The following is a 21,758-nucleotide window of genomic DNA, read 5'->3' on the forward strand; positions in this document are numbered from 1 at the left end:
AGCCTTTCGTTTCCGTCCGAATGAACTATGCTGGGATTAACCACTTTCGAGGATCAACCATGTCGCAAGACATCGACTACGGGAATCTGATGCACACGGCCATGCGAGGCCTGATCAAGACCGTCCTGACCGACGTGTCCGAAATCGGCCTGCCCGGTTCGCATCATTTCTTTATCACTTTTGATACACGGCATGAGGGCGTTGAGTTGGCCGATTGGCTGCGTGAGCGCTATCCAGGCGAGATGACGATTGTCATGCAGCACTGGTTTGAAAACCTCGAAGTCGGTGACGATGGCTTTTCGATTACGCTGAATTTCGGGGATGCGCCGGAACCCCTTTACATCCCCTATCTGGCGATCAAGACCTTCGTGGATCCTTCGGTTGAGTTTGGCTTGCGCTTTGAAAGCCCAGAAGACGAGGACGAAGAGATCCATGTGACGGAAGAAGCCCCGATTGAGCTTGAGGCCGAAGAGGCAGAACCTCAGCATGATGCGGATGTGGTCTCGCTGGACAGCTTCCGGAAATGACCCAGAAAACCCCGCTTGATGCGGGGTTTATTTTTTTTGAAGGAATGTCTCGACCGAGCGCGACTTAACCCCATCGCGAAACCGGGAAAATGACAGGTCGAGCCCGCCATCAGCTAGTGTCCGGTCAAATTGCTGAAGCTCATAGCCACCGTTTTCGGCTATGAACAACGAAAACACCGTCAGAGTATCTCCTTCGATCCGCCCCCAAACAAAGGGTTCCCCTTTCATCGGGTCAAGCGGCACCTCATGGCCAAACACATTTCGCTTCATGGCCGCAGAATAAACATCGGGCCGATCCGAGCTTTGAAAATCAACCGAGTATTTCTCATCCTTGATGCGACCGTCGGCTTTGTAAGTCGTGGTGGTCCAACTCACGTTGAAGCCCCCTCTGATTTCCTGAATCGAAACGCTCATATCCCGAGGGGTCGCCGTACCATCCGCATCAACAACGTCGGCCGAACCGGTATAGTCGCCCACGAACGGCTCGATTCCCGTCGCCTGAGCGTGTTGCACAAATACTGCCAGCCAAAAACTCGCGGCAAACAATAACGCAAGCGTATACAAAGGGCTTTTGAGAAGTGACACGCGCATGGTTGCCTCCGTCAGGGTTATTGTCCCATCTTAACTTTAGCCCGCCGACGTACAATGGCACTGTTTTCGCTAACAGAAATTATTTGTAGCTGTGCCGCGTCTATACCTTTTCGCGGCCCAAGTTTAAGGTGCGCTCAACTGGCCGATTGCGCCACAGCCTTGCTGCGGGTAAACGGCATACGACTGCATACCAGACCGGAGCGACCGATGTCTCAAACCCGCACTGAATCCGACAGCTTTGGCCCGCTTGAGGTGCCTGCCGATAAGTACTGGGGCGCGCAAACGCAGCGTTCGATCATGAACTTCCCCATCGGCTGGGAAAAGCAGCCCGTCGCCATCGTGCGCGCGCTGGGTGTGATCAAAAAGGCCTGTGCAATTGAAAACAAAGCCATCGGCAAGCTGGACACCAAGATCGCCGACGCGATCATACAAGCGGCCAGTGAAGTGTTCGAAGGCAAGTTTGACGACAACTTTCCTCTGGTCGTATGGCAAACCGGCTCGGGCACGCAATCCAATATGAACTCGAACGAGGTCATTGCCAACCGCGCGATTGAGATTATGGGCGGCGAGATTGGCTCGAAAGATCCCGTTCACCCGAATGATCACTGCAATATGGGTCAATCCTCGAACGATACTTTCCCCACCGCGATGCACATCGCCACAGCGATGAGTGTGCGCGATGTGTTGATGCCCGGGCTTGAGAAGTTCGCCTCGGCGCTGGAAGCCAAGGCAAAAGAGTTTGCCGGTATCATCAAGATCGGCCGTACCCATACGCAGGATGCCACGCCGTTGACGTTGGAACAGGAATTCGGCGGGTATGCGCACCAAATCCGTCAGGGCATTGCGCGCGTAGAAGCTGCAATGCCCGGTATCTATGAACTGGCTCAAGGCGGTACTGCTGTGGGTACCGGTTTGAACACGCATGGCGGCTGGGATGAGGCTGTCGCCAAGAATATGGCCGATATCACCGGCCTGCCCTTTGTGACCGCGCCGAACAAATTCGAAGCTCTGGCCGCACATGATGCCATGGTCTTCCTGTCGGGCGCGTTGGCCACGATCGCCGGTTCCTGCTACAAGATTGCCAACGATATCCGTCTGTTGGGTTCGGGGCCCCGCTCAGGATTGGGTGAGCTTATCCTGCCCGAAAACGAGCCCGGTTCCTCCATCATGCCCGGAAAGGTGAACCCGACACAGGCCGAGGCGCTGACTCAGGTGGCCGCACATGTGATGGGCAACGACGCAGCAATGAAGTTTGCAGGCTCGCAGGGCCATTTCCAGTTGAACGTCTACAACCCGATGATGTCCTATAACCTGCTGCAGTCGATCCAGCTGCTCGGCGATGCAGCCGACAGCTTTACCGAGCGGATGCTGTTGGGCATCAAAGCCAACGAGCCACGCATCGACAAGCTGATGAAGGAATCCCTGATGCTGGTGACTGCTCTGGCACCGACAATCGGGTATGACAACGCCACGACCGTCGCCAAAACAGCGCACAAGAACGGCACAACACTTAAGGAAGAAGCGATTGCGTTGGGCTTTGTGGATGAGGCGACGTTTGATGCGGTTGTGCGGCCCGAGCATATGATTGGACCCAAGGACTGATGGGTAAACCGGTTAACCTGAACCGGTTTCGAAAAGAAAAAGCGCGGGCTGAAAAAAAGGCCCGCGCGGATGCAAACGCTGCGAAACACGGACAATCCAAAGCCGACAGGACCGTTGTAAAGCTGCAGCAAGACCGGCAGCGCCGGGACCTTGACGGTCACAAGGTCGACGAATGAGTGGACGTCCTGTCAAACGCTCCCTGACCTTGCAAGGTCATCGAACATCCGTTTCGCTTGAGGATGAGTTCTGGCAAGCCTTCCGTGATATCGCGCGGGAAAAAGATATCCCAATCAATGTCCTGGCGGCAAATATTGATGCTGAGCGCGACCCGGAAACCGGACTGGCTTCGGCCATTCGTGTCTTCATTCTGAATTGGTATCGTCAAACCGATTGAGTACTTGATTTCAAACAATCGCGTCGCTTATCTTCGCGGAGAACAAAAAGGGTACATTCATGAACGATTTGGCAACAGGCCCAGATGGAAAGCCTCGGTGTTCGTGGTGCAACGCCGCCCCCGAATTCTTTGACTATCATGATAACGAATGGGGATATCCGGTTTCCGATGACAGACGACTGTTTGAGAAACTGTGCCTCGAGAGCTTTCAGTCAGGCTTGAGTTGGCGCACCATTCTGTCAAAACGCGAGAATTTCAGGGCAGCGTTTAGAAACTTTGATTTCAACAAGATAGCAGAATTTTCTGATGCAGATATCAATCGACTTCTGGACGATAAAGGCATCGTGCGACACCGCGGCAAGATTGAAGCCGTGATCAACAACGCCCGCCGCGTGCAGGACCTAATCGCTGACGAGGGATCATTGGCCGCTTATGTCTGGAGGTACGAGCCTACGGCGCCACCCGCCCCGCAAAGCGCTTCCACATCGAAAGAATCCATCGCGATGTCGAAAGATCTGAAGAAACGCGGTTGGAAATTCGTAGGCCCCACCACGATCTTTGCCTTTATGCAGGCCATGGGGTTGATCAATGATCACGCCAACGGATGTTTCATGCGCGAAAAAGCGGCGCAATTACGCCGCGATTTCATCAAGCCCGAATAGATTACCCCGCGATCAGATCGAGGCGCGGTAGATATTGTCGATATTCCCGCCGAGCGCTGCGTTGAATTCTGCGTCAGATTGCTGTTTGGACAGCCCTTCGGTCAGTGCGCGCGAAAACGACGCGATCATCTTGCTGTTTTGGCCAAGCAGGTCGCAGGCCTGCTCGGTCGAGTATCCGCCGGAAAGCGCCACAACACGCAGGACGCGCGGGTGATCCGCCACCTCATCATACAGGTTGGCCTGGCTGGGTATGGTCAGCTTCAGCATCACTTCCTGACCCTCGACCAATTGATCCAGGTTCTTCAGAATTTCTGATTTCAGAATGTCCTCAGCCTCGGCCTTGGTTTCCGAGTGGATGTTTACCTCAGGCTCGACAATTGGGACCATTCCCGCATCAGTGACCACGCGTGCGACCTGGAACTGCTGCGCGACAACGTCGGCAATGCCCTGAGCATTGGCTTCGTGGATAACTGAACGTTCCTTGGTGCCAAAAACACCATCTGCCTTGGCCAACGTCTCAGCCAGCCCCGGAATTGGCTTCATCATCTGAACACCGTTTGCCTCATCCTCAAGCCCTTTGTCGATTTTCAGAAATGGCACGATACCTTTTTCGGACCACAGGTAATCCGCGACCTTCTTGCCGTCGATTTCTTCGCCCAAGGTCCGTTCGAACAGGATCGCACCAATCACTTTATCCTTGGTGAAATCGTCAGCCAGAATGATCCGCGCGCGCATCTTCTGAATCTCGCCGAACATCTCTTCGTCTGATCCGTAGTCCGATGCTTCAACGCCGTACAAAGCCAGCGCTTTCGGGGTTGAACCGCCGCTTTGGTCCAGTGCTGCGATAAATCCTGCGCCTTCGGACATCTGCGCGCGCTGTTCTGCTTTCGACATAACTCAATCCCGTTCAATATGATTCCGCATTTTCAATCCGCATACAGCATGCCGAAGAGCGATGGTAGTTTGTTAGCGCTCAACCAAGCGCAACCAAATTCCGTCTTTCGATCTGACGGTCAAATGCGCGACCGGTACCGGCGTTTCGTCTGGTATTGTTTCGAATCGGTAACGACGCAAGAGCATCGATAAGATCAAAGGACCTTCTACCATCGCGAACCCTGCGCCCGTGCAGACCCGGGGGCCAGCCGAAAAGGGAATATAGGCCTCGCGCTGGCATTTCTTTCCGTTTTCCGTCGTCCATCGCGTGGGGTCGAAATCGTCCGGCCGGTCCCAAAGCCTTTCGTGCCGATGCAAGTGCCAGGGGCTTACAACGATCTGAGAACCCTGCGAAATATCCCGATCACGGAAGCGTTCAGGACATGTCGCCTCGCGCACCATCATTGGAACTGGTGGATACAGGCGCAAAGCTTCACGAAACACATCGCGGCTAAGTTTCAATTGGGACATGGTAGAAAACTTGGGCATGTCCAGAGCTTTCGCTTCCTCAGCCAGCTTTTCCTGCCAGTCCGGATGCATCGCCATCAGGTAGAGCGTCCAAGCCAGTGCAGACGCGCTGGTTTCATGCCCCGCCAAAAAGAAGATGGCGACCTGATCGACCATTTCCTGCGCATCAAACCGGTCTCCGGTTTCCGGGTCTGTTGTCGTCATTATCTTGGTGGCCAGATCATCGGGGGCCGACCCGTTTTCGATTGCTATAGCGCGTTCATCCGTCAATCGGCTGATCAGATCCCGAATCTCGCTGGCGGTTTGGCGAGTTTTGCGAGAATGAAATCGGGGCATCCAGCTTGGAACCGGAACGAATGCGGCCAGGTTCAGCAAGGGCTGTTCGCGCTGATAGATTCTGAATTTATCGAAGACCTGCGCAGCAACCTCATGTTCGATGGGAACCGAAAACAGGGTGCGGAAAATCACATCCGCCGCGACATGGCTTGTGATTTCTTCACATTCCACCTTCTGCCCAACCCTGCCAGAAAGCCGATCCGCACAAGCCTGCGCCGCATTTAACATCGCGGGAAACGTATCTTTCAAACGTCCGCCTTCAAAGGCGGGATCAATGATCCTGCGCTGCCGTTTCCAGACTTCGCCATTGGTCAGGAACACGGACCGGCCCAATAAGGGGCGTAAGCCTTCGCTGATGCGATTTGATTTTGGAAACGCATCCGGGCGCTCTTTCAGAACTGCGCGGATCAGATTGGGTTGGTTGACCATATACGAGCGAAAGAACGGCGTTCGGAATTCAGCCATCCACGCTCGATATAGACGCTGGGGCTGAGCAGACAGCAAGTCTTGACGAAACAGACGCAGATACCGCCACAGCGAGACTTTATCCGGTCGTGCTTCGGGCTTTGGGGGCGTCATGCTTCCACCGCAATGTATTTCGAAACCGCCCGTTCAATGCGCGACCGAGATGGCGCGCGCCCTTCAAACCGCTGCTTCAATGTTTCAGGACCTGCGGTGATGCGGAAATAGTCATAAAGTCCAGGTTGATCGAACGCACAAAGATATTGAAAGTGCAGGCGAAAAAAGCGCCAACGCAATTGCTGCCATCGCGCGGGGGACAGTGTTTGGGTGAAGGCCGCAGAAAGAACCAGCGGCCCGCACTTTTTGGGGCCAGCGACGCCGCTGACCGCGACCGGATCGCACAACGCAAACGCGCAGCCATCCCCCGGTGCAGAGACATCGATCCAAGTCATATCCGCGCGTTCGGATAGATATTTAAGATCAGCGCGAAGCGTGTGTGCCTGCGGTAGAAACGAAACCATTGGCACCACCTGTCCCAAGGTCAGAAAGGATACGACTGTCTTATCCAGTACACCGCCCCGTCGTCGTAAAACATCTGCCAACACTGACACACCAAGATGGGCGCCAGAGCTGTGACCTACGACCAGCACCTCATCGGTGTCTGTGTCCAGCGTCTCGGTGATCAGGTCAGAAAACTCCCGCAGCCTCGATTGCAGATCTTGCGAATACGCGCCGTATAGCTTCGCCGAGTGGGCATAGTCATGCATAAGGTAATAAGCGAACAGACGATTATCGATCTTTCGGAACCATTGCATCAGAGCATAGATTGCTCCGGCAGCAGGTACCAAAGACCACCACCCAACGAGTGGTTTCAATACAGCGACTAAACCCCAAGCAATCAACAACGATGCCAAAAGCTGCAGCAGCAGCATTGCCACCGGGTATAGCGCCGCAATTACGGGCCCCTTGCGCAGCTGCATCAGCCGCCAAAGCGTACCGGTCGAGATATATATCCAGGCGGTTCTCGCCAGTTGCAGATAGGTTGCCGGTATCGATTGAGCCATGCTGTCACGCACGATATCCGACCAGACCAGAACCTGAACATCTGCATCAACAGGACTGCCGTCCTGCTGAGAAGTCACCTGCCAGCCGTAGGGACCTTCGCCCGTCCTAGCGCTAATATCGATCTGGTATCCCGATATCTCAGCCTGGGCGCCCCCCTCTTTGCGGTAGAGCTCTCGATATCGGCGCGGATGAATCGGGTCGTAGCCGGGAATGTAAAACACCCGGCGTTTGCGCACCTGCGGATTGGATTGCTGACTGCTCATTACCCGGCCCTCTGCGCCAAAGATTAGCGCAGCGTTGACGCCAAGGTAAGACCTGGCGTCTATCCATCCGTGTTTAAAGCCAGAGGGTTAACCGAGGTTTGCCAAAGCCGGAAATGTTTCCAGCAGCCACCAGCTGAATTCGGTGAACAAACCGGTGACAAGCATGATGCCGACAAAAAGCAGCAGCCCGCCCATCACCTTCTCGATTGTGCCCATATGCGGTTTGATGCGGTTCATAACCGCCATCGAGCGGTTCAGGAACATCGCAGCCAGCAAGAATGGAATGCCCAGGCCTGCCGCATATACGCCAAGCAATACGGTGCCACGCGTGACTGATGCTTCGGAGGCGGCCAGCGACAAGATTGCACCTAATTGTGGGCCGATACACGGCGTCCAACCGAAGGCGAAGGCCAGTCCCAGAATATATGCCCCGAACACAGATCCGCTGGAGTCACCCGTATCAACGCGTGCCTCACGATCCAACAAAGGAATACGGAACACGTTCAGAAAGTGCAGGCCAAAGACAATGACGACAGCGCCCGAGAGTTTGGCGAAAAGCACCTGATTCTGAAGTACAAACGCCCCAAAGACCGAGGCTGTGAAGCCTAGCAGCAGGAACACTGTCGATAGACCCAAAACAAAAAACAGTGCCGCCAAGGTCGCCTTGCGCCGCGCGCGCGCCTCATCCTGCATCTCGTTGATAGTCACACCGCTCATATACGCGAGGTACGGTGGCACAATCGGCAGCACGCAGGGAGACAGAAAACTTATCAACCCGCCCAGCATGGCGATAAACATGGCAGGCAGAAGGCCCGCGTCTATGATCTCAATTCCGAACATGACTCAGCACATATGGTATCGCGCGGGTTTCGTCACGAGGCCATTCGGTCACATCCTCGTGGTTGCGCGCTGGACAGTATCGCTCGTTAGAAATATCTCAGCCCCATGACCAATGAGATTGAAACACTGGATGCGTTGGGATTGTTGTGCCCCCTGCCTGTTTTGAAGGCTCGGAAGCGCCTGAAATCCTTGCCTGCGGGGGGTATGCTGCGCGTGCTGGCCGATGATCCAGCCGCGATTATCGACGTACCGCATTTCTGCACCGAATCTGGCCACACACTTGTCTCGCAAGAAACAGTGGATGGTCATCAGATATATGTGATCCAAAAATCGGCCTGAGGTTTCTTTGGAACGCACGCTAATGCAAAAAGGCGGGCCAGTTGGCCCGCCTTTTTCTTACTGTCCCAATGACCACCACCCTCGGCGCTTTGGCTTGGCCGGCGCGGGTTCGGGTTCGTCCGCCACTGCCTCCAAGACCGGCTCTGGGGTGGCAGCCTCAATGACTTCGGGTTCTGCTGCCACGGTCGATTCTTCGGCAACCGGTTCAGGCGCTTCAGCAGGTTCCTCTGGCACTTCTTTGGCGACTTCAGAAGCCGACGTTGCTTCGGCGATCTCAAGCTCTGATGGTGCATCAGCACTATCGGGCTCAGCGGCTGGTTCGATGCTTTCAGACTCATCGGCTGGCTCTTGCTGTTCAGCCTCGGCGGCCTCAGCATTGACCGGCTCTTTCTGCGGATCGGAGTTCGCATTATCCGCTTCGGTCTGCGTCTCGCTTGCTTCGACTGTGGCCTCAGTATCCTTTTTGCGTCGACGCGGTGCCCGGCGCTTTTTGGGTTTGGCCGCTTTCTCAGCATCTTCCTCAGCAACAGGCTCAGCCTCGGTCTGCTTGGCCTCGACGCTCTCAGCTTCGTTGCTCGAGTCGGTTACACTGTCTGCGTCAGACTCGTCTGCATTGCCATCCGGCGCGTCACCATTGCCCGAACTCTTCTTGCGCCGGCGCCGACGCCGTTTACGCTTGGGCTTAGTCTCTTCCTCGGTCTGAACCGCAGTTTCTTCTTCGTTTTCGTCCTCATCCGTGGCGTCGACCATATCCATCAGCGACGCATCAACCGATACCACCGGCGCAGTTGCTTCAGGAACAACGCGGCTAGCGGTCTTGAACTTCTCCATCGAGAAGTCGGGGCTGACCAAATGAACGTCCCCTTCGATCCGAACCGACAAACCATACCGCGCTTCGATCTGCGCGATGTGTTCGCGTTTCTGGTTCATCAGGAAGTTGGCGATGCTAACCGGGCAACGCACCAATACCTCACGCGAACGGCGGCGAGTGCCTTCCTCTTCAATCTGGCGAAGGATTGACAGTGCCATATTGTCGTCCGACCGGATCAGGCCGGTACCATGGCAAGACGGGCATGGCTGGGTCGTCGCCTCAAGCATTCCAGGACGCAGACGCTGACGGCTCATTTCGAGCAGTCCAAAGCCCGAAATCCGGCCCACCTGAATACGGGCACGATCCGTTTTCAGCTTGTCCTTCAGTCGCTTCTCAACGGCCGAGTTGTTTTTGCGCTCGTCCATATCGATGAAATCGATCACGATCAGACCGGCCAGATCGCGCAGACGCAATTGGCGCGCCACTTCTTCGGCGGCCTCCAGATTGGTCTTCAACGCGGTTTCCTCGATCGAACCTTCTTTGGTCGCCCGACCCGAGTTCACATCGATCGCCACCAGCGCTTCGGTCACCCCGATCACGATATAGCCACCGGATTTCAGCTGAACCGTCGGGTTGAACATCCCGGCCAGATAGCTTTCCACCTGATATCGCGCGAATAGCGGCAGCGCGTCTTCGTATCGCTTCACGTTCTTGGCGTGCGACGGCATGATCATCTTCATGAAGTCTTTGGCGATGCGATACCCGCCCTCGCCTTCAACCAGAACCTCATCGATGTCGCGATTATACAAGTCGCGGATCGAGCGTTTGATTAGGTCGCCTTCTTCATAAATTTTCGCAGGCGCAATGGATTGCAACGTCAGCTCGCGGATCTGCTCCCACAGTCGTTGCAGGTATTCATAGTCGCGCTTGATCTCTGATTTTGTCCGTTTGGCTCCGGCCGTGCGCACGATCAGACCCGCGCCCGTGGGCACGTCGATTTCAGCGGCAATGTCTTTCAGTTTCTTCCGGTCAGCGGCATTGGTGATCTTGCGGCTAATTCCGCCGCCCCGTGCGGTATTGGGCATCAGTACGCAGTACCGACCCGCCAAAGACAGATACGTGGTAAGTGCCGCACCCTTGTTGCCGCGCTCTTCCTTGACCACCTGCACCAGCAGGACCTGACGCACCTTGATAACTTCCTGAATCTTGTAGCGGCGCGGGCGTGGCTTGCGCGGAGGACGGATATCCTCGCTATCGTCTTCGTCTGCGACCGACTCGATGGTATCGTCTTTCGAAGCCGCGTCAGCGCTTTTGCTTTCTGTCTCGCCATCCGCCTCGGGCTCGTCACCAGAAGCTTCCGCCTCTTCTTCGTCAGACTTGGCTTCGACCTCATCCGAAGGTTCTTCTTGGTCGGTATCAGTTGCTTCGACAGGCGCGTCTTCCGCTACCTCAGCAGTCTCTTCTGGCGCTTCCGCCTGCTGATCTACATCTTCGGACTTAGCTTCTTCGGTCGGAGCTTCTTCAGCAACAGGCTCGGCGGCATCCTCTGGCTCTTCCACCGGCGTCTCGGCAACGATTTCCATCGGAGACGTCCCTTCGGGCACCTCCGTCTCTTCACCGTCATCCAGATCGATGGTTTCCATTCCGGTCGGCTCTGAGGAAACCTCCAGCGTCTCAACCGGATCGTCCGTCTTGACGTCAGCGGCCTTCGAGCGCGAACGCGACCGGCGCTTCTTGGGCTTTGTTTCCTCGGCCTCATCCCGCGCCTTCATCGCCTCGGCATAGGCGCGCTCTTCCTCCATCAGCGCCTCACGGTCGGCGACGGGGATCTGGTAATAGTCGGGATGTATTTCAGAAAACGCCAGAAACCCGTGCCGGTTCCCGCCGTAGTCCACAAATGCCGCCTGTAGCGACGGCTCAACCCGTGTTACTTTTGCAAGATAGATGTTGCCAGCAAGCTGGCGTTTGTTTTCGGATTCAAAGTCAAATTCCTCAACCTTGTTTCCGTCGACCACCACAACGCGGGTTTCCTCCGCGTGGGTGGCATCGATAAGCATTTTCTTAGCCATGTGTCCTTGGTGCACCGCGCCAAACGCGTTGTCCTGACCCGTCCAGGCGGACAGGCGCTTTTGGGGAGGTGTCTTGTACGGGCGATATCGGACGGCGCGCGGCAGGGTCTGGCGCTTTGGCCCCCTGCCCGTATACTCAATCGTTGCGCGCGCGTCATCGCGGTTCTTCTCCGACAGGCGCGTCTAAATGCGGCCCGCCCATTTATTCCTTTCACCCGCATAGACGGGTTCAGGCGTTCATCTGCCCCATTGGGGCATAATCGGTCTGCCGCGCCGCGCGGGATCTATCCTCACCATCAGCTCAGCAGCGAAACTCAAAACACGGAGCTTGCAGGCACAAAATACCCGGCCCGTTCGATCACAATAAAAGCAGTCCTGTGGAAAAGACAATGGGCAAACTGCATCGCGACCCAAGAACGCGCCGAAGAGTCCCTTCATCTGTTCAGAAATATCCAGGGGTTGAATTGAACCGCAGGCTCAAGAGGGGGCCAGCCCCCTCCTCCGCTTTCACAGGTAATCCGAACGCTGCAACCCGTACTTCGCCATCTTTTCGTTCAGTGTCCGGCGTGGCAGGCAGAGTTCTTCCATCACCGAGGCGATCGATCCCTTGTGACGGCGCATCGTATTGTCGATCAGCATCCGCTCGAAGGCTTCAACATATTCCTTCAGCGGCTTGCCTTCAGTTGTCATCACAGGCTGCATCTCTTCGTGATCCGACATCAGCAGCGAAGCAATTGTCCCCGACCCGCGCCGCGACTGCAGCACCGCACGCTCAGCAATGTTGATCAACTGCCTCACATTCCCGGGCCACGGGGCCTGAAGCAGCTGAGCCGCTTCCTGCGCACTGACCTGAGGCGCGTCGCAGCCATATTCCTCTGCGAACTGTTCGCTCAGACGGGTGAACAGCGTCAGGATGTCCTCACCCCGCTGTCGCAGCGGAGGCATGGTGATGCGCAGCGCCGCCAACCGATAGAACAGATCGGGACGCAATACATCTTCTGAGGTTTTGCCCGCTTCCTGCAGGTTCGAAATCGCAACGATCCGCGTTTCCGCAGGGGTGCCCTGCTCATTCATAACGCTCAAGAGACGGGCCTGCAGCGTATCACTCAGGGCTTCGACATCCTCGAGAACCAGCGTACCGCCGCGGGCCTCTTCGATGGCGGGCAACTGCGTGTCCTCGGGCAACATCGGGCCAAACAGGCGTTTCGACAGCGCTTCTTCCTCAAGTGCTGCGCAAGAAACCAGGACGAATTTCTTACCCGCCCGGCTACCAACCGCGTGCAATGCATGCGCCACCAAAGTCTTTCCGGTTCCGGTTTCCCCATCGATCAGGACATGACCATCCGCCTGCCCCAGATCCAGAATATCTTCACGCAACCGCTCCATGACGGGGCTGGCACCGATCAGCTTGTTCATGATCTGCGTACCGCCAGACAGCTCACGCCGCAGGGCTCGGTTGTCGAGCGTCAGACGACGCGCATTGCTGGCGCGTTTGGCCAGTTCGGACATGCGATCGGGGTTAAACGGCTTTTCAAGGAAATCGAACGCCCCGACACGCATCGCCTCTACGGCCATTGGCACGTCGCCATGTCCCGTGATCATGATCACCGGAAGCGTGCTATCGGCCCCCATCAGCTTTTTCAGCAGTTGAATGCCATCCATTCCAGGCATCTTGATGTCAGAAATCACGATCCCGGGGTATTCTGGCCCCAAGACCTTGAGCGCATCCTCGGCGCTTGAAAAGGTTTCGGTGTCGTACCCCGACAAAGCCAGCCACTGGCTGATCGACTGGCGCATGTCCTGTTCATCATCCACGATGGCGATTTTCATGGCCTGTGCCATAGTCACTTCCTCTATTCCGCGGCCTCAAGGCCGTCGCTTCCCAATATGGGCAATTGCATCTCAAACACCGCGCCACCCTGTTGGCCGTTGCGCGCGGTCAGCCGTCCGCCATGGTCGTTCACGATCCCGGACGAGATGGCAAGCCCCAGACCAACGCCGTCCCCCGGGCGTTTGGTCGTATAAAACGGCTCGAACAGGTTTTCGATATCCTCGATCCCGTGGCCATTGTCCCGCACGGTCAGTACCGCAGTTTCACCTGCAGCGAGAATGATCTCGACATCCGGCTCATCCACAGACTTGGTCGCATCCAGCGCATTGCGCAAGAGATTGACCATAACCTGTTCGATCCGCATCCGATCACCCATCACTATAACAGGTTCTTCGGGCAAAATCTGGGTTATCTTCACATGCCGCTGACGCAGCTGCGGTTCCATCATCGACAGGGACGAGGCCAGCGCTTCGCCAAGATTTACTGGCGAAAACGCATCTGCACCTTTGCGCGCATAGGATTTGAGCTGGCGCGTGATCGCTCCCATCCGCTCGATCAATCCGTCGATCCGCCCAAAGCTGGCTAACGCCTCTTCGGGTCGGTTTCGACGCAAAAGCAGACGCGCGCCGGCCAGATAAGTTTTCATCGCAGCCAGAGGTTGATTTAACTCGTGACTGACTGCCGCAGACATCTCTCCAAGTGCTGCCAGTTTTGAGCTCTGGGCAAGGGTTTGTTCGGCAACTTCCAGCGTCTTTTCAACACGTTCACGCTCAGCGATTTCCCGCTGCAGCCTTACGTTCAATGCGCGAAGCTCCGCCGACTCGCGCTGGAACAAGGTCATGCGCAACGTTGCTCTGCGGCTGAGCGCATAGAAGGTCAGCGCCAGAAGAATCGCAAATGCCATGATCTCAAGCGCCAGAACGCTGTTCACCCGCTCGCGGATCGATGAATAGGTGGTGAACGAAGTCATTTGCCAGCCCCGGAACGGAATGCGGGTCTCCATCCGCATCACAGCCTCGCCCTGAAGATAGGCATCGGGGGGCAAAGCGCTCCAATCGGTTGTGGCCCGGATTGCGCGCTGGATCGCGTTCTGAGGGGGTTGGCGCAACATGGCACCGCTTTCATCCAGACCTCGCCACTGAGGCTCGGTCGAGAGGATGATCGTACCAGTGCTGTCTGTGACCATCACCGCGTCAGAAATACCAGCCCAGGCGCGTTCAAATTTCTGCAAATCAACTTCGACTACGATCACGCCAAGAATCTCTGCATTCGCCTCGATTCGCCGCGAGTACACAAAGCTGTAACCGCCGGACTCACGTGGAATAACCGAGAATATAGTGGCATTCGACCGGATAGCATCGATGAAGTAAGGCGAGTTCCGGTGGCTTTCCTGCAACCGGTTCCGGTCGGTTGCAGCACGTGTCAGGCCATCCCCATCCAGCAAAACCAGCGAGGCCGCCCCGATTTCTTCAACGAAAGAGATCAGGCGCTGGCTCGACAGCGTGTAATCGCTGGATTGCAGGGCCGAAATCAGGGTGGGGTCACGGGCAAGCAACTGCGGCACTATGGCGTTGCGTCGCAACTCACTCAGCAGGTTGCCGGAATACAAGGCTAACCGCAGTTCGGCGCGGTTTTTGGTCGATTCGGTGAAGCGACTGGTTAGCAGACTGTTGGTGATCCACACTGTGGCGACAGTAGCAAGCAGCAACAAAAACACGGCAAGACGCAGCCGCCAGCCCATAGGCGCGCCGCGAAACCGGTTCAGAAACCCTTTGCTGTCTGCTTGATCTTCCGCGCTCATGTACTGACGCTACGCGTCCCGACTGATGACCTCAAGTCACGCGGGCGTCAGCACCCCGGCCAATGCGCGGAAGAGCGCCGTCCCGTCGGTGCCTCCGTGGCCTGAATCCGCCGCCCGTTCTGGGTGGGGCATCATACCTAACACGCGCCGGTTGTGCGATAAAATCCCTGCAATATCGTCGCGCGAACCATTGGGATTTTCGGCATATGTGAACGCAATGCGATCCTGATCTTTCAACTCGGCCAAGGTCTCATCGTCTGCGAAATAATTGCCATCGTGATGCGCAATCGGGATATCGATCACATCCCCGGCATTGTACCCTTCAGTAAAGGCGCTATCGCTGGTTTCGACCTTCAGTCCGATCGTTTTGCAGATGTATTTCAGACCGGCGTTGCGCAACAGCGCGCCAGGCAGAATTCCGGTTTCGGTCAGAACCTGAAAACCGTTGCAGATACCGACGGCATAGCCACCACGCTCGGTATGCGCGGCCAGCGCTTTGCAAATGGGCGACTGGGCCGCAATCGCGCCGCAGCGCAGATAGTCGCCGTAAGAAAACCCACCCGGCACACCGACGATATCTATACCCTCGGGCAGCGCGGCATCCTTGTGCCAGACCATATCGACGGAAAAACCGGCCTGCTCGAAGGCGACGGCAAGGTCCCGATCACAGTTGGAACCAGGAAAAACGATGACGGCTGCGCGCATGGCGGACCCTCCTAGGTCGGAAAACTCAGAGCAGTTCGATCTCGAAGCGTTCGATGACCGTGTTGGCCAACAGCTTTTCGCACATCTTGGTTACGTCCGCCTCGGTCGCGCCGTCTGCCAGTTCCAGATCGATCACCTTGCCCTGACGGACACCTTCGACCTGATCAAAGCCCATCGCACCCAATGCGTGACGCACAGCCTCGCCCTGCGGGTCCAGAACCCCGTTCTTGAGCATCACATGCACACGTGCTTTCATTTTCGAGAACTCCACTGATGGACCGCGCATCGATCCGTTTCGTTGGGCGCGGGATACCCCGCTTGGGCTTGTCGGACAACCCTGTCGATATGAGACAGGATCAGTTGATCAGCGTTGGTTTTGTGACATTGCTTTTAGGCAGAACGCCAAGACGGCGGGCGACCTCAGAATATGCATCAGTCAGACTACCCAGATCACGGCGGAACACATCCTTGTCCAGCTTCTGACCGGTTTCGATATCCCATAGACGGCAGCTATCGGGGCTGATTTCGTCCGCAATGATCAGTCGTTGGAAATCGCCTTCGAACACACGCCCGATCTCGATTTTGAAATCGACCAGACGAATACCAACCGCCAGCATCACGCCGCTCATGAAATCATTAACGCGCAGTGCAAGGCTCAGGATATCGTCCATATCCTGCTGGCTCGCCCAGCCGAATGCCGCAATGTGCTCTTCGGTCACCAACGGATCACCCAGCGCATCGTCCTTGTAGCAGTATTCAACAATCGGGCGCGGCAGTTGAGTACCCTCGGCGATACCGAGGCGTTTGGACATCGATCCGGCGGCATAGTTGCGGACGATCACTTCCAGTGGAATGATCTCACAATTCCGCACAAGTTGCTCCCGCATGTTCAGACGGCGAATAAAGTGCGTCGGAACTCCGATCTGGGCCAGACCGGTCATGAAGAATTCGCTCAACCGGTTGTTCAGAACGCCCTTTCCATCGATCACGTCTTTCTTCTCGGCGTTGAAAGCTGTGGCGTCATCCTTGAAGTACTGCACGATGGTGCCCGGCTCGGGACCTTCATACAGGATCTTGGCTTTACCTTCGTAAATCTTCTTGCGACGCGCCATGAGCGACCTTTCCAGTCTGGGGAAAGGGAATGAGTCCCTTCACGTTGGCGCCCTCATAGTGCAAGCCCCGCTTTCCCGCAAGTTCGCAACCCCGAGAGGCTTTGACGCAGCGCAAATACCTTGCGCACAGGGCGTCGTATAGTCATATCATCAGAAAAGAACATCTAACCCAAGAGGTCCCCAACCAATGACCACATTCGACGAACGTGAAGCCGCGTTTGAAAACAAATTCGCTCATGACGAAAAGATGCAGTTCATCGCTCGGATGCGCCGCAACCGATTTATGGCTGTATGGGCCTCGGCGCTGAAAGGCGAGACTGTGGAACAGGCGCGTAAATACGGGCAGGAACTGGTCCACACGGACCTGCAAAATGTCAGCGAAGACGATGTTGTCGAGGCGGTCAAAGGATACCTCGGTGATCTCGCCGATGAGGCTAAAATCCGCGAGAAGATGGTCGAACTTCTGGTCGAAGCCAAAGAGCAGGTGATGGCAGAAGCCGAGTCCTGATGCCTGAGCTGCAAAACTCATGATCTTCATGAGTTTTATGAATTTGATTTGACGCCCCGGTCGTGAGACACGGGGCGTCTCATATTTTGACGGGCTGTGGCCCCAATTTTGGAATACTCCAATGACAAACGCGCTCAGCAACCTTCTGGAAACCGTAGACGTCATTCTGGCGGATGGCGCAACCGGGACGAACCTGTTCAACATGGGCCTGCAATCAGGCGATGCGCCGGAATTGTGGAACGTCGATGCGCCTGACAAGATTCGTGCTCTGTATCAGGGCTCGGTCGATGCCGGCAGTGATCTGTTTTTGACAAACACATTTGGTGGAACAGCCGCGCGTTTGAAGTTACACGACGCCCAGAACCGCGTGGCCGAGCTGAACCGTACTGGCGCTGAACTGGGTCGCGAAGTCGCTGACAAGGCAGGTCGCCCGATCATCGTGGCCGGCTCTGTTGGCCCGACCGGCGAGATCATGGAACCTGTCGGCAGCCTTTCGCACGCCGAAGCCGTCGAGATGTTTCATGAACAGGCTGAAGCGCTAAAGGCTGGAGGCGCAGATGTTCTGTGGCTTGAGACCATAAGCGCGCCGGAAGAATTCCGGGCTGCAGCAGAAGCGTTCGCTCTGGCAGATATGCCGTGGTGCGGCACCATGAGTTTTGACACGGCTGGCCGCACAATGATGGGTGTTACATCTTCTGATCTGGCAATGATCGTGGAAACTCTGCCCAATCCTCCGGTTGCGTTCGGGGCGAATTGCGGCACTGGTGCCTCGGATATACTGCGGACGGTGCTTGGGTTCGCTGCCCAAGGAAACGAACGTCCACTGATTTCCAAGGGCAACGCAGGGATCCCGAAATATGTGGACGGTCATATCCATTATGACGGAACGCCTGAACTGATGGGCCAGTACGCCGCCATGGCGCGCGATGCAGGTGCAACGATCATTGGCGGTTGCTGTGGCACTATGCCTGCGCATTTGCGCAAAATGCGCGAGGCGTTAGACAACGGCCCGCGCGGCGAGCGCCCGACCCTGGATCAGATCGTATCGGCGCTTGGTCCGTTTACCTCAGCCTCAGATGGCACTGGGGACGAGGCCGTTCCAGAACGGCGCACTCGTCGCCGCCGCCGGGCCTGATTGAATGATCAGCGCCCTTCGAATTTCGCAGGGCGCTTTTCCAGAAAGGCTACGACGCCTTCGGCAAAGTCTCGGGTACGTCCGCATTCGCCCTGCAGGTGGGCTTCGGCTGCAAGTTGCTGAGGTAATGTTCTATCGTAAGTTCCCCGGATCGCTTGTTTGATCGCGCGAAACCCAGAGGTTGGGCCATTCGCCAAATACGCAGCTCTCTTGCGCCAATGAGCGTCGAACTCATCATCCGCGACCGCTTCCCAGATCAATCCCCATTCATCCGCCTGGCGCGCGCTGATCTTGTCTGCAAACAACGCTGCACCCATCGCTTTGGCAAACCCCATCTGACGCGGCATGAACCAGGTGCCGCCTGCATCGGGCAGCAGACCGATCCGAGCGAAAGCTTGCAGGAAATAGGCACTCTCGGTTGCTATCACCACATCGGCACAAAGTGCCAGGTTAGCCCCTGCCCCCGCTGCTGGCCCGTTAACTGCCGCTATAGTTGGCACGGGGCAATCATAGACAGCCTCAAGCATCGGTTCATATTCGTCCCGAAGCGCGCGTTCGAGGTCGATCTTTCCTGTGCTCGACGCGTCGCCAAGATCTTGCCCCGAACAAAAGGCAGGTCCAGCACCGGTCAGGACGATCGCGCGAGCGTGTTGCGTGGCATCTTTCATTGCGTAGGTGATCTCGGCCCGCATCTGCGTCGTCAACGCATTCATCTTATCCGGCCGGTTCAATGTCAAAACCGCCAAATTATCAGTAATGTCCAGAAGGACCGCTTCGTATTCCATGCAAAACCTCAGCTGCGCAGCGTTCTGCAAAACACTGACGCAAATGCGGAAAAAGGAAAAGAAGAACCGCGCGTCAGTCTTCCAGAATTCGGCGCAGACGCTCTTGTTCTTCCTCACTAAGGCCTTCTGAATGCGCTACTTCCTGATGCTGCGCACGCTTGCGCAAAAAGTTCCACCCCATGCCGGCCGCTATCAGCAGCATGACAGGAGCCGACAGCCATAACAACAGATTGGCGCCGGTCGCGGTAGGTTTCAGCAGCACATATTCGCCATAGCGATCAACGATGAAGTCCACAACTTCTTGATCAGTATCCCCCGCAACCAGACGTTCTCGCACCAAGATACGCAGATCACGCGCAAGTTCAGCATTGCTTTCGTCAATGCTTTCGTTCCGGCACACCAAGCAGCGCAGACCGGTACTGATATCCCGTGCTCGTGTCTCGAGCGCCGGGTCGTCAAGCACTTCATCCGGCTGAATAGCCATGATGGGGGATGCAATCAGCAGAAGGATAACAAGCAGGCGCTTCATTCGGCAGGAACCCCGCTTGCAGGCGTTTTCCGTGCACCGGCTGCTACACGGAAACGGCGATCCGACAGGCTGAGCACACCGCCCAGAGCCATGAGGATACATCCGCCCCAAATCCAGTTGGCCAGAGGTTTGATATAGGTTCGCATCACCCAGCCGCCATCAGCTTGTTGATCCCCGATCACAACATATAGATCGCGCAGAAAGCGGTAGTCGATTGCAGCCTCAGTTGTCGGCATCCGTGCCACAGGGTAGTCGCGCTTTTCCGGGTTAAGGGTCGCGATATAGCGCCCGTCCTTCTCAACAAGCACATCCGCCATGGTTGAGAAATAGTTCGGCCCCTGTACCTGACGCACATCTTGCAACGTCAACGTAAACTGCCCCACTTCAAAAGGCTGACCCGGTTGAGCGACACGAATATCCTCTACTTCCCAAGCGGTTAGGCCTGCGATGGCAAACATGGTGACGCCCAAACCACTATGGGCCACCGCCTTACCCCAGTCTGCGCCGGGCAGTCGAAATAGGCGTCCAAAACTACCTTTGCGGCCAGTGCGGCTCCAAAGATCGACGATGGCGCCGAAGGTGATCCACGCCCCCAGGAACAAGCCCACGGGTCCCAATGCGCTGCGTCCGGTCTGCATCACCCAGACCAGTATCGCGATCGTGACCGCCAGTACAAATGCATAGCGCAAAGACCATGCCGCCCGGCTTAGCTTGCCCCGCTTCCACGGCAGCATTGCGCCGACGGGAAGAACGATTCCGAGTGCGACCATGAATGGTGTAAATGCAGCATTGAAGAACGGCGCGCCCACCGAGAGTTTTCTATCGAACGCCATCTCGGCCACCATTGGCCACATTGTGCCAAAGAATACGACAAAGCAGCTAACTGCCAACAAGATGTTGTTCAGAACCAAAGCACTTTCGCGGCTGACCATTCCGAAGACACCCTTCGCCTCCATCGCCTGCGCGCGTGCAGCAAACAGGGTCAACGCACCGCCGGTAAAGATGATCAGGATGAACAGGATAAACACCCCACGCTCAGGATCATTGGCAAAAGCATGGACAGAAGTCAGCAGCCCCGATCTCACGATAAAGGTCCCGATCAGAGAAAACCCAAACGCGATAATCGCAAGCAAGATCGTCCAGCTTTTCAACGCCTCGCGTTTTTCCACCACGATGGAGGAATGCAATAGAGCGGCCGCCAGTAGCCAAGGCATAAAGCTGGCGTTCTCAACAGGATCCCAGAACCAGAACCCGCCCCAGCCCAATTCGTAGTAGGCCCACCAGGATCCAAGCGCGATACCGATCGTCAGGAAGACCCAAGCCGCCAATGTCCAAGGCCGTACCCAACGCCCCCAAGCCGCGTCCACCCGGCCCTCGATCAATGCAGCAACGGCAAAACTGAACGCCATGCTGAGGCCGACATAGCCCAGATACAGGAATGGCGGATGGAAGGCCAAACCGGGGTCCTGCAGCAGCGGGTTCAGGTCCCGTCCATCGAACGGAGGAACAGGCAGTCGGTCAAACGGGTTCGATGTGAAGAGGATAAAGGCATAGAAAGCCACTCCGATCGCGGCCTGAACGGCCAGCACCCGCGCCTTTAAGGTCGGAGGCAAGCCAGCGCCGAATATGGCGGCCATCGCGCCGAATATCGCTACAATCAGGACCCATAACAGCATCGAACCTTCATGGTTTCCCCAGGTCCCGGTAATCTTGTAGAGCATCGGTTTTGCCGAATGGCTATTCTCCACCACGATCCGTAACGAGAAGTCAGACGTGGTAAACGCCCAGACCAGCGCACCGAAGGAAAAGGCGGCCAAGATGAACTGCGTGATGGCGGCCGGTTCAGCGAAAACCATCCACCCGTTCCAACGGTTGGCAGCCCCGATCAACGGCACCACAGTTTGGACGATGGCAACGAGGAAGGCTAAGATAAGTGCGAAATGGCCGAGTTCTGTAATCATGGCCTGCTTATACTGCGGCACCGGTGCAA

The 21,758-nt window shown here is 56.3% G+C and carries 22 protein-coding genes; 8 read left to right on the forward strand and 14 right to left on the reverse strand.

What is annotated here, in order from left to right:
• Positions 1-59: 59 nt before the first annotated feature.
• Complete coding sequence (locus ACR0NM_RS05750; protein ID WP_480613590.1) at positions 60-527, forward strand: SspB family protein; 468 nt, start codon at positions 60-62, stop codon at positions 525-527.
• 27 nt (positions 528-554) lie between these two features.
• Here ACR0NM_RS05750 and ACR0NM_RS05755 read toward each other — a convergent pair whose 3' ends face one another.
• Positions 555-1,118, reverse strand: a complete 564-nt coding sequence (locus ACR0NM_RS05755) for a hypothetical protein (protein WP_480613592.1) — start codon at positions 1,116-1,118, stop codon at positions 555-557.
• Between the two features lie 207 nt (positions 1,119-1,325).
• Between ACR0NM_RS05755 and fumC the strand changes: the two genes are divergently transcribed.
• Genes fumC through ACR0NM_RS05775 form a run of 4 tightly spaced genes read left to right on the forward strand, consistent with a single transcriptional unit; the run spans position 1,326 to position 3,776 of the window.
• Positions 1,326-2,720, forward strand: a complete 1,395-nt coding sequence (gene fumC / locus ACR0NM_RS05760) for a class II fumarate hydratase (protein ID WP_480613594.1) — start codon at positions 1,326-1,328, stop codon at positions 2,718-2,720.
• The gene (locus tag ACR0NM_RS05765) at positions 2,720-2,896 is read left to right on the forward strand and encodes a DUF4169 family protein (RefSeq protein ID WP_170393154.1); all 177 of its coding nucleotides are present in this window, start codon (positions 2,720-2,722) and stop codon (positions 2,894-2,896) included. Before fumC ends, ACR0NM_RS05765 begins: the two co-directional genes overlap by 1 nt.
• Complete coding sequence (locus ACR0NM_RS05770) at positions 2,893-3,114, forward strand: ribbon-helix-helix domain-containing protein (protein WP_170393155.1); 222 nt, start codon at positions 2,893-2,895, stop codon at positions 3,112-3,114. Before ACR0NM_RS05765 ends, ACR0NM_RS05770 begins: the two co-directional genes overlap by 4 nt.
• A gap of 59 nt (positions 3,115-3,173) precedes the next feature.
• A complete protein-coding gene (locus ACR0NM_RS05775) occupies positions 3,174-3,776 on the forward strand; it encodes a DNA-3-methyladenine glycosylase I (RefSeq protein WP_480561535.1) in 603 nt (200 codons plus the stop codon).
• 12 nt (positions 3,777-3,788) lie between these two features.
• Here ACR0NM_RS05775 and ACR0NM_RS05780 read toward each other — a convergent pair whose 3' ends face one another.
• From ACR0NM_RS05780 to ACR0NM_RS05795, 4 genes are all read right to left on the reverse strand, one after another.
• Positions 3,789-4,670 carry a fructose bisphosphate aldolase gene (locus tag ACR0NM_RS05780; protein WP_480561536.1) on the reverse strand — a complete coding sequence of 294 codons (882 nt, stop codon included), beginning with the start codon at positions 4,668-4,670 and terminating at the stop codon, positions 3,789-3,791.
• Positions 4,671-4,742: 72 nt separating this feature from the next.
• Positions 4,743-6,092 carry a cytochrome P450 gene (locus tag ACR0NM_RS05785; RefSeq protein WP_480613596.1) on the reverse strand — a complete coding sequence of 450 codons (1,350 nt, stop codon included), beginning with the start codon at positions 6,090-6,092 and terminating at the stop codon, positions 4,743-4,745.
• Positions 6,089-7,303 (reverse strand): hypothetical protein, encoded by a 1,215-nt coding sequence (locus ACR0NM_RS05790; protein ID WP_480561539.1) that lies wholly within the window; start codon positions 7,301-7,303, stop codon positions 6,089-6,091. Before ACR0NM_RS05790 ends, ACR0NM_RS05785 begins: the two co-directional genes overlap by 4 nt.
• A gap of 87 nt (positions 7,304-7,390) precedes the next feature.
• Positions 7,391-8,143 (reverse strand): cytochrome c biogenesis CcdA family protein, encoded by a 753-nt coding sequence (locus tag ACR0NM_RS05795; RefSeq protein WP_170393160.1) that lies wholly within the window; start codon positions 8,141-8,143, stop codon positions 7,391-7,393.
• Between the two features lie 105 nt (positions 8,144-8,248).
• Between ACR0NM_RS05795 and ACR0NM_RS05800 the strand changes: the two genes are divergently transcribed.
• Positions 8,249-8,482, forward strand: coding sequence for a sulfurtransferase TusA family protein (locus ACR0NM_RS05800; RefSeq protein ID WP_480613598.1), 234 nt, complete (start codon positions 8,249-8,251; stop codon positions 8,480-8,482).
• Between the two features lie 57 nt (positions 8,483-8,539).
• Here ACR0NM_RS05800 and ACR0NM_RS05805 read toward each other — a convergent pair whose 3' ends face one another.
• The 6 genes from ACR0NM_RS05805 to purC form a co-directional block, all read right to left on the reverse strand.
• Complete coding sequence (locus tag ACR0NM_RS05805) at positions 8,540-11,362, reverse strand: Rne/Rng family ribonuclease (RefSeq protein ID WP_480613600.1); 2,823 nt, start codon at positions 11,360-11,362, stop codon at positions 8,540-8,542.
• A 507-nt stretch (positions 11,363-11,869) separates the two neighbouring features.
• On the reverse strand, positions 11,870-13,204 hold the full coding sequence (locus ACR0NM_RS05810) for a sigma-54-dependent transcriptional regulator (RefSeq protein WP_170393162.1): 1,335 nt from the start codon (positions 13,202-13,204) through the stop codon (positions 11,870-11,872).
• A gap of 11 nt (positions 13,205-13,215) precedes the next feature.
• The gene (locus ACR0NM_RS05815; RefSeq protein WP_480613602.1) at positions 13,216-14,994 is read right to left on the reverse strand and encodes a sensor histidine kinase; all 1,779 of its coding nucleotides are present in this window, start codon (positions 14,992-14,994) and stop codon (positions 13,216-13,218) included.
• A gap of 36 nt (positions 14,995-15,030) precedes the next feature.
• A complete protein-coding gene (gene purQ / locus ACR0NM_RS05820) occupies positions 15,031-15,699 on the reverse strand; it encodes a phosphoribosylformylglycinamidine synthase subunit PurQ (RefSeq protein ID WP_170393163.1) in 669 nt (222 codons plus the stop codon).
• A 25-nt stretch (positions 15,700-15,724) separates the two neighbouring features.
• The gene (gene purS / locus ACR0NM_RS05825; RefSeq protein WP_010439914.1) at positions 15,725-15,955 is read right to left on the reverse strand and encodes a phosphoribosylformylglycinamidine synthase subunit PurS; all 231 of its coding nucleotides are present in this window, start codon (positions 15,953-15,955) and stop codon (positions 15,725-15,727) included.
• A gap of 100 nt (positions 15,956-16,055) precedes the next feature.
• Positions 16,056-16,811, reverse strand: coding sequence for a phosphoribosylaminoimidazolesuccinocarboxamide synthase (purC, locus tag ACR0NM_RS05830; RefSeq protein ID WP_170393164.1), 756 nt, complete (start codon positions 16,809-16,811; stop codon positions 16,056-16,058).
• A gap of 187 nt (positions 16,812-16,998) precedes the next feature.
• On the opposite strand from purC, the gene ACR0NM_RS05835 reads away from it, so the two are divergent.
• Positions 16,999-17,319 (forward strand): DUF1476 domain-containing protein, encoded by a 321-nt coding sequence (locus ACR0NM_RS05835; RefSeq protein ID WP_170393165.1) that lies wholly within the window; start codon positions 16,999-17,001, stop codon positions 17,317-17,319.
• 121 nt (positions 17,320-17,440) lie between these two features.
• Positions 17,441-18,454: a betaine--homocysteine S-methyltransferase gene (gene bmt / locus ACR0NM_RS05840; protein ID WP_170510072.1), complete on the forward strand. Its 1,014-nt coding sequence runs from the start codon at positions 17,441-17,443 to the stop codon at positions 18,452-18,454.
• An 8-nt stretch (positions 18,455-18,462) separates the two neighbouring features.
• On the opposite strand, the gene ACR0NM_RS05845 is transcribed toward bmt, so the two are convergent.
• The 3 genes from ACR0NM_RS05845 to ACR0NM_RS05855 all read right to left on the reverse strand — a co-directional run bounded on the left by ACR0NM_RS05845 (position 18,463) and on the right by ACR0NM_RS05855 (position 21,729).
• On the reverse strand, positions 18,463-19,239 hold the full coding sequence (locus ACR0NM_RS05845) for an enoyl-CoA hydratase-related protein (RefSeq protein ID WP_480613604.1): 777 nt from the start codon (positions 19,237-19,239) through the stop codon (positions 18,463-18,465).
• A 73-nt stretch (positions 19,240-19,312) separates the two neighbouring features.
• Positions 19,313-19,768: a cytochrome c-type biogenesis protein gene (locus tag ACR0NM_RS05850; RefSeq protein ID WP_170405571.1), complete on the reverse strand. Its 456-nt coding sequence runs from the start codon at positions 19,766-19,768 to the stop codon at positions 19,313-19,315.
• The gene (locus tag ACR0NM_RS05855; protein WP_170563485.1) at positions 19,765-21,729 is read right to left on the reverse strand and encodes a heme lyase CcmF/NrfE family subunit; all 1,965 of its coding nucleotides are present in this window, start codon (positions 21,727-21,729) and stop codon (positions 19,765-19,767) included. Before ACR0NM_RS05855 ends, ACR0NM_RS05850 begins: the two co-directional genes overlap by 4 nt.
• Positions 21,730-21,758: the final 29 nt, after the last annotated feature.

The sequence above is a fragment of the Ruegeria sp. AF2 genome (genome assembly GCF_056542025.1).

What these genes read in the sequence shown, in the direction of transcription:
- ACR0NM_RS05750 (WP_480613590.1), top strand. Translation starts at nt 60, where the DNA reads ATGTCGCAAGACATCGACTACGGGAATCTGATGCACACGGCCATGCGA.
- ACR0NM_RS05755 (WP_480613592.1), bottom strand. Translation starts at nt 1,118, where the DNA reads ATGCGCGTGTCACTTCTCAAAAGCCCTTTGTATACGCTTGCGTTATTG.
- fumC (WP_480613594.1), top strand. Translation starts at nt 1,326, where the DNA reads ATGTCTCAAACCCGCACTGAATCCGACAGCTTTGGCCCGCTTGAGGTG.
- ACR0NM_RS05765 (WP_170393154.1), top strand. Translation starts at nt 2,720, where the DNA reads ATGGGTAAACCGGTTAACCTGAACCGGTTTCGAAAAGAAAAAGCGCGG.
- ACR0NM_RS05770 (WP_170393155.1), top strand. Translation starts at nt 2,893, where the DNA reads ATGAGTGGACGTCCTGTCAAACGCTCCCTGACCTTGCAAGGTCATCGA.
- ACR0NM_RS05775 (WP_480561535.1), top strand. Translation starts at nt 3,174, where the DNA reads ATGAACGATTTGGCAACAGGCCCAGATGGAAAGCCTCGGTGTTCGTGG.
- ACR0NM_RS05780 (WP_480561536.1), bottom strand. Translation starts at nt 4,670, where the DNA reads ATGTCGAAAGCAGAACAGCGCGCGCAGATGTCCGAAGGCGCAGGATTT.
- ACR0NM_RS05785 (WP_480613596.1), bottom strand. Translation starts at nt 6,092, where the DNA reads ATGACGCCCCCAAAGCCCGAAGCACGACCGGATAAAGTCTCGCTGTGG.
- ACR0NM_RS05790 (WP_480561539.1), bottom strand. Translation starts at nt 7,303, where the DNA reads ATGAGCAGTCAGCAATCCAATCCGCAGGTGCGCAAACGCCGGGTGTTT.
- ACR0NM_RS05795 (WP_170393160.1), bottom strand. Translation starts at nt 8,143, where the DNA reads ATGTTCGGAATTGAGATCATAGACGCGGGCCTTCTGCCTGCCATGTTT.
- ACR0NM_RS05800 (WP_480613598.1), top strand. Translation starts at nt 8,249, where the DNA reads ATGACCAATGAGATTGAAACACTGGATGCGTTGGGATTGTTGTGCCCC.
- ACR0NM_RS05805 (WP_480613600.1), bottom strand. Translation starts at nt 11,362, where the DNA reads ATGGCTAAGAAAATGCTTATCGATGCCACCCACGCGGAGGAAACCCGC.
- ACR0NM_RS05810 (WP_170393162.1), bottom strand. Translation starts at nt 13,204, where the DNA reads ATGGCACAGGCCATGAAAATCGCCATCGTGGATGATGAACAGGACATG.
- ACR0NM_RS05815 (WP_480613602.1), bottom strand. Translation starts at nt 14,994, where the DNA reads ATGAGCGCGGAAGATCAAGCAGACAGCAAAGGGTTTCTGAACCGGTTT.
- purQ (WP_170393163.1), bottom strand. Translation starts at nt 15,699, where the DNA reads ATGCGCGCAGCCGTCATCGTTTTTCCTGGTTCCAACTGTGATCGGGAC.
- purS (WP_010439914.1), bottom strand. Translation starts at nt 15,955, where the DNA reads ATGAAAGCACGTGTGCATGTGATGCTCAAGAACGGGGTTCTGGACCCG.
- purC (WP_170393164.1), bottom strand. Translation starts at nt 16,811, where the DNA reads ATGGCGCGTCGCAAGAAGATTTACGAAGGTAAAGCCAAGATCCTGTAT.
- ACR0NM_RS05835 (WP_170393165.1), top strand. Translation starts at nt 16,999, where the DNA reads ATGACCACATTCGACGAACGTGAAGCCGCGTTTGAAAACAAATTCGCT.
- bmt (WP_170510072.1), top strand. Translation starts at nt 17,441, where the DNA reads ATGACAAACGCGCTCAGCAACCTTCTGGAAACCGTAGACGTCATTCTG.
- ACR0NM_RS05845 (WP_480613604.1), bottom strand. Translation starts at nt 19,239, where the DNA reads ATGGAATACGAAGCGGTCCTTCTGGACATTACTGATAATTTGGCGGTT.
- ACR0NM_RS05850 (WP_170405571.1), bottom strand. Translation starts at nt 19,768, where the DNA reads ATGAAGCGCCTGCTTGTTATCCTTCTGCTGATTGCATCCCCCATCATG.
- ACR0NM_RS05855 (WP_170563485.1), bottom strand. Translation starts at nt 21,729, where the DNA reads ATGATTACAGAACTCGGCCATTTCGCACTTATCTTAGCCTTCCTCGTT.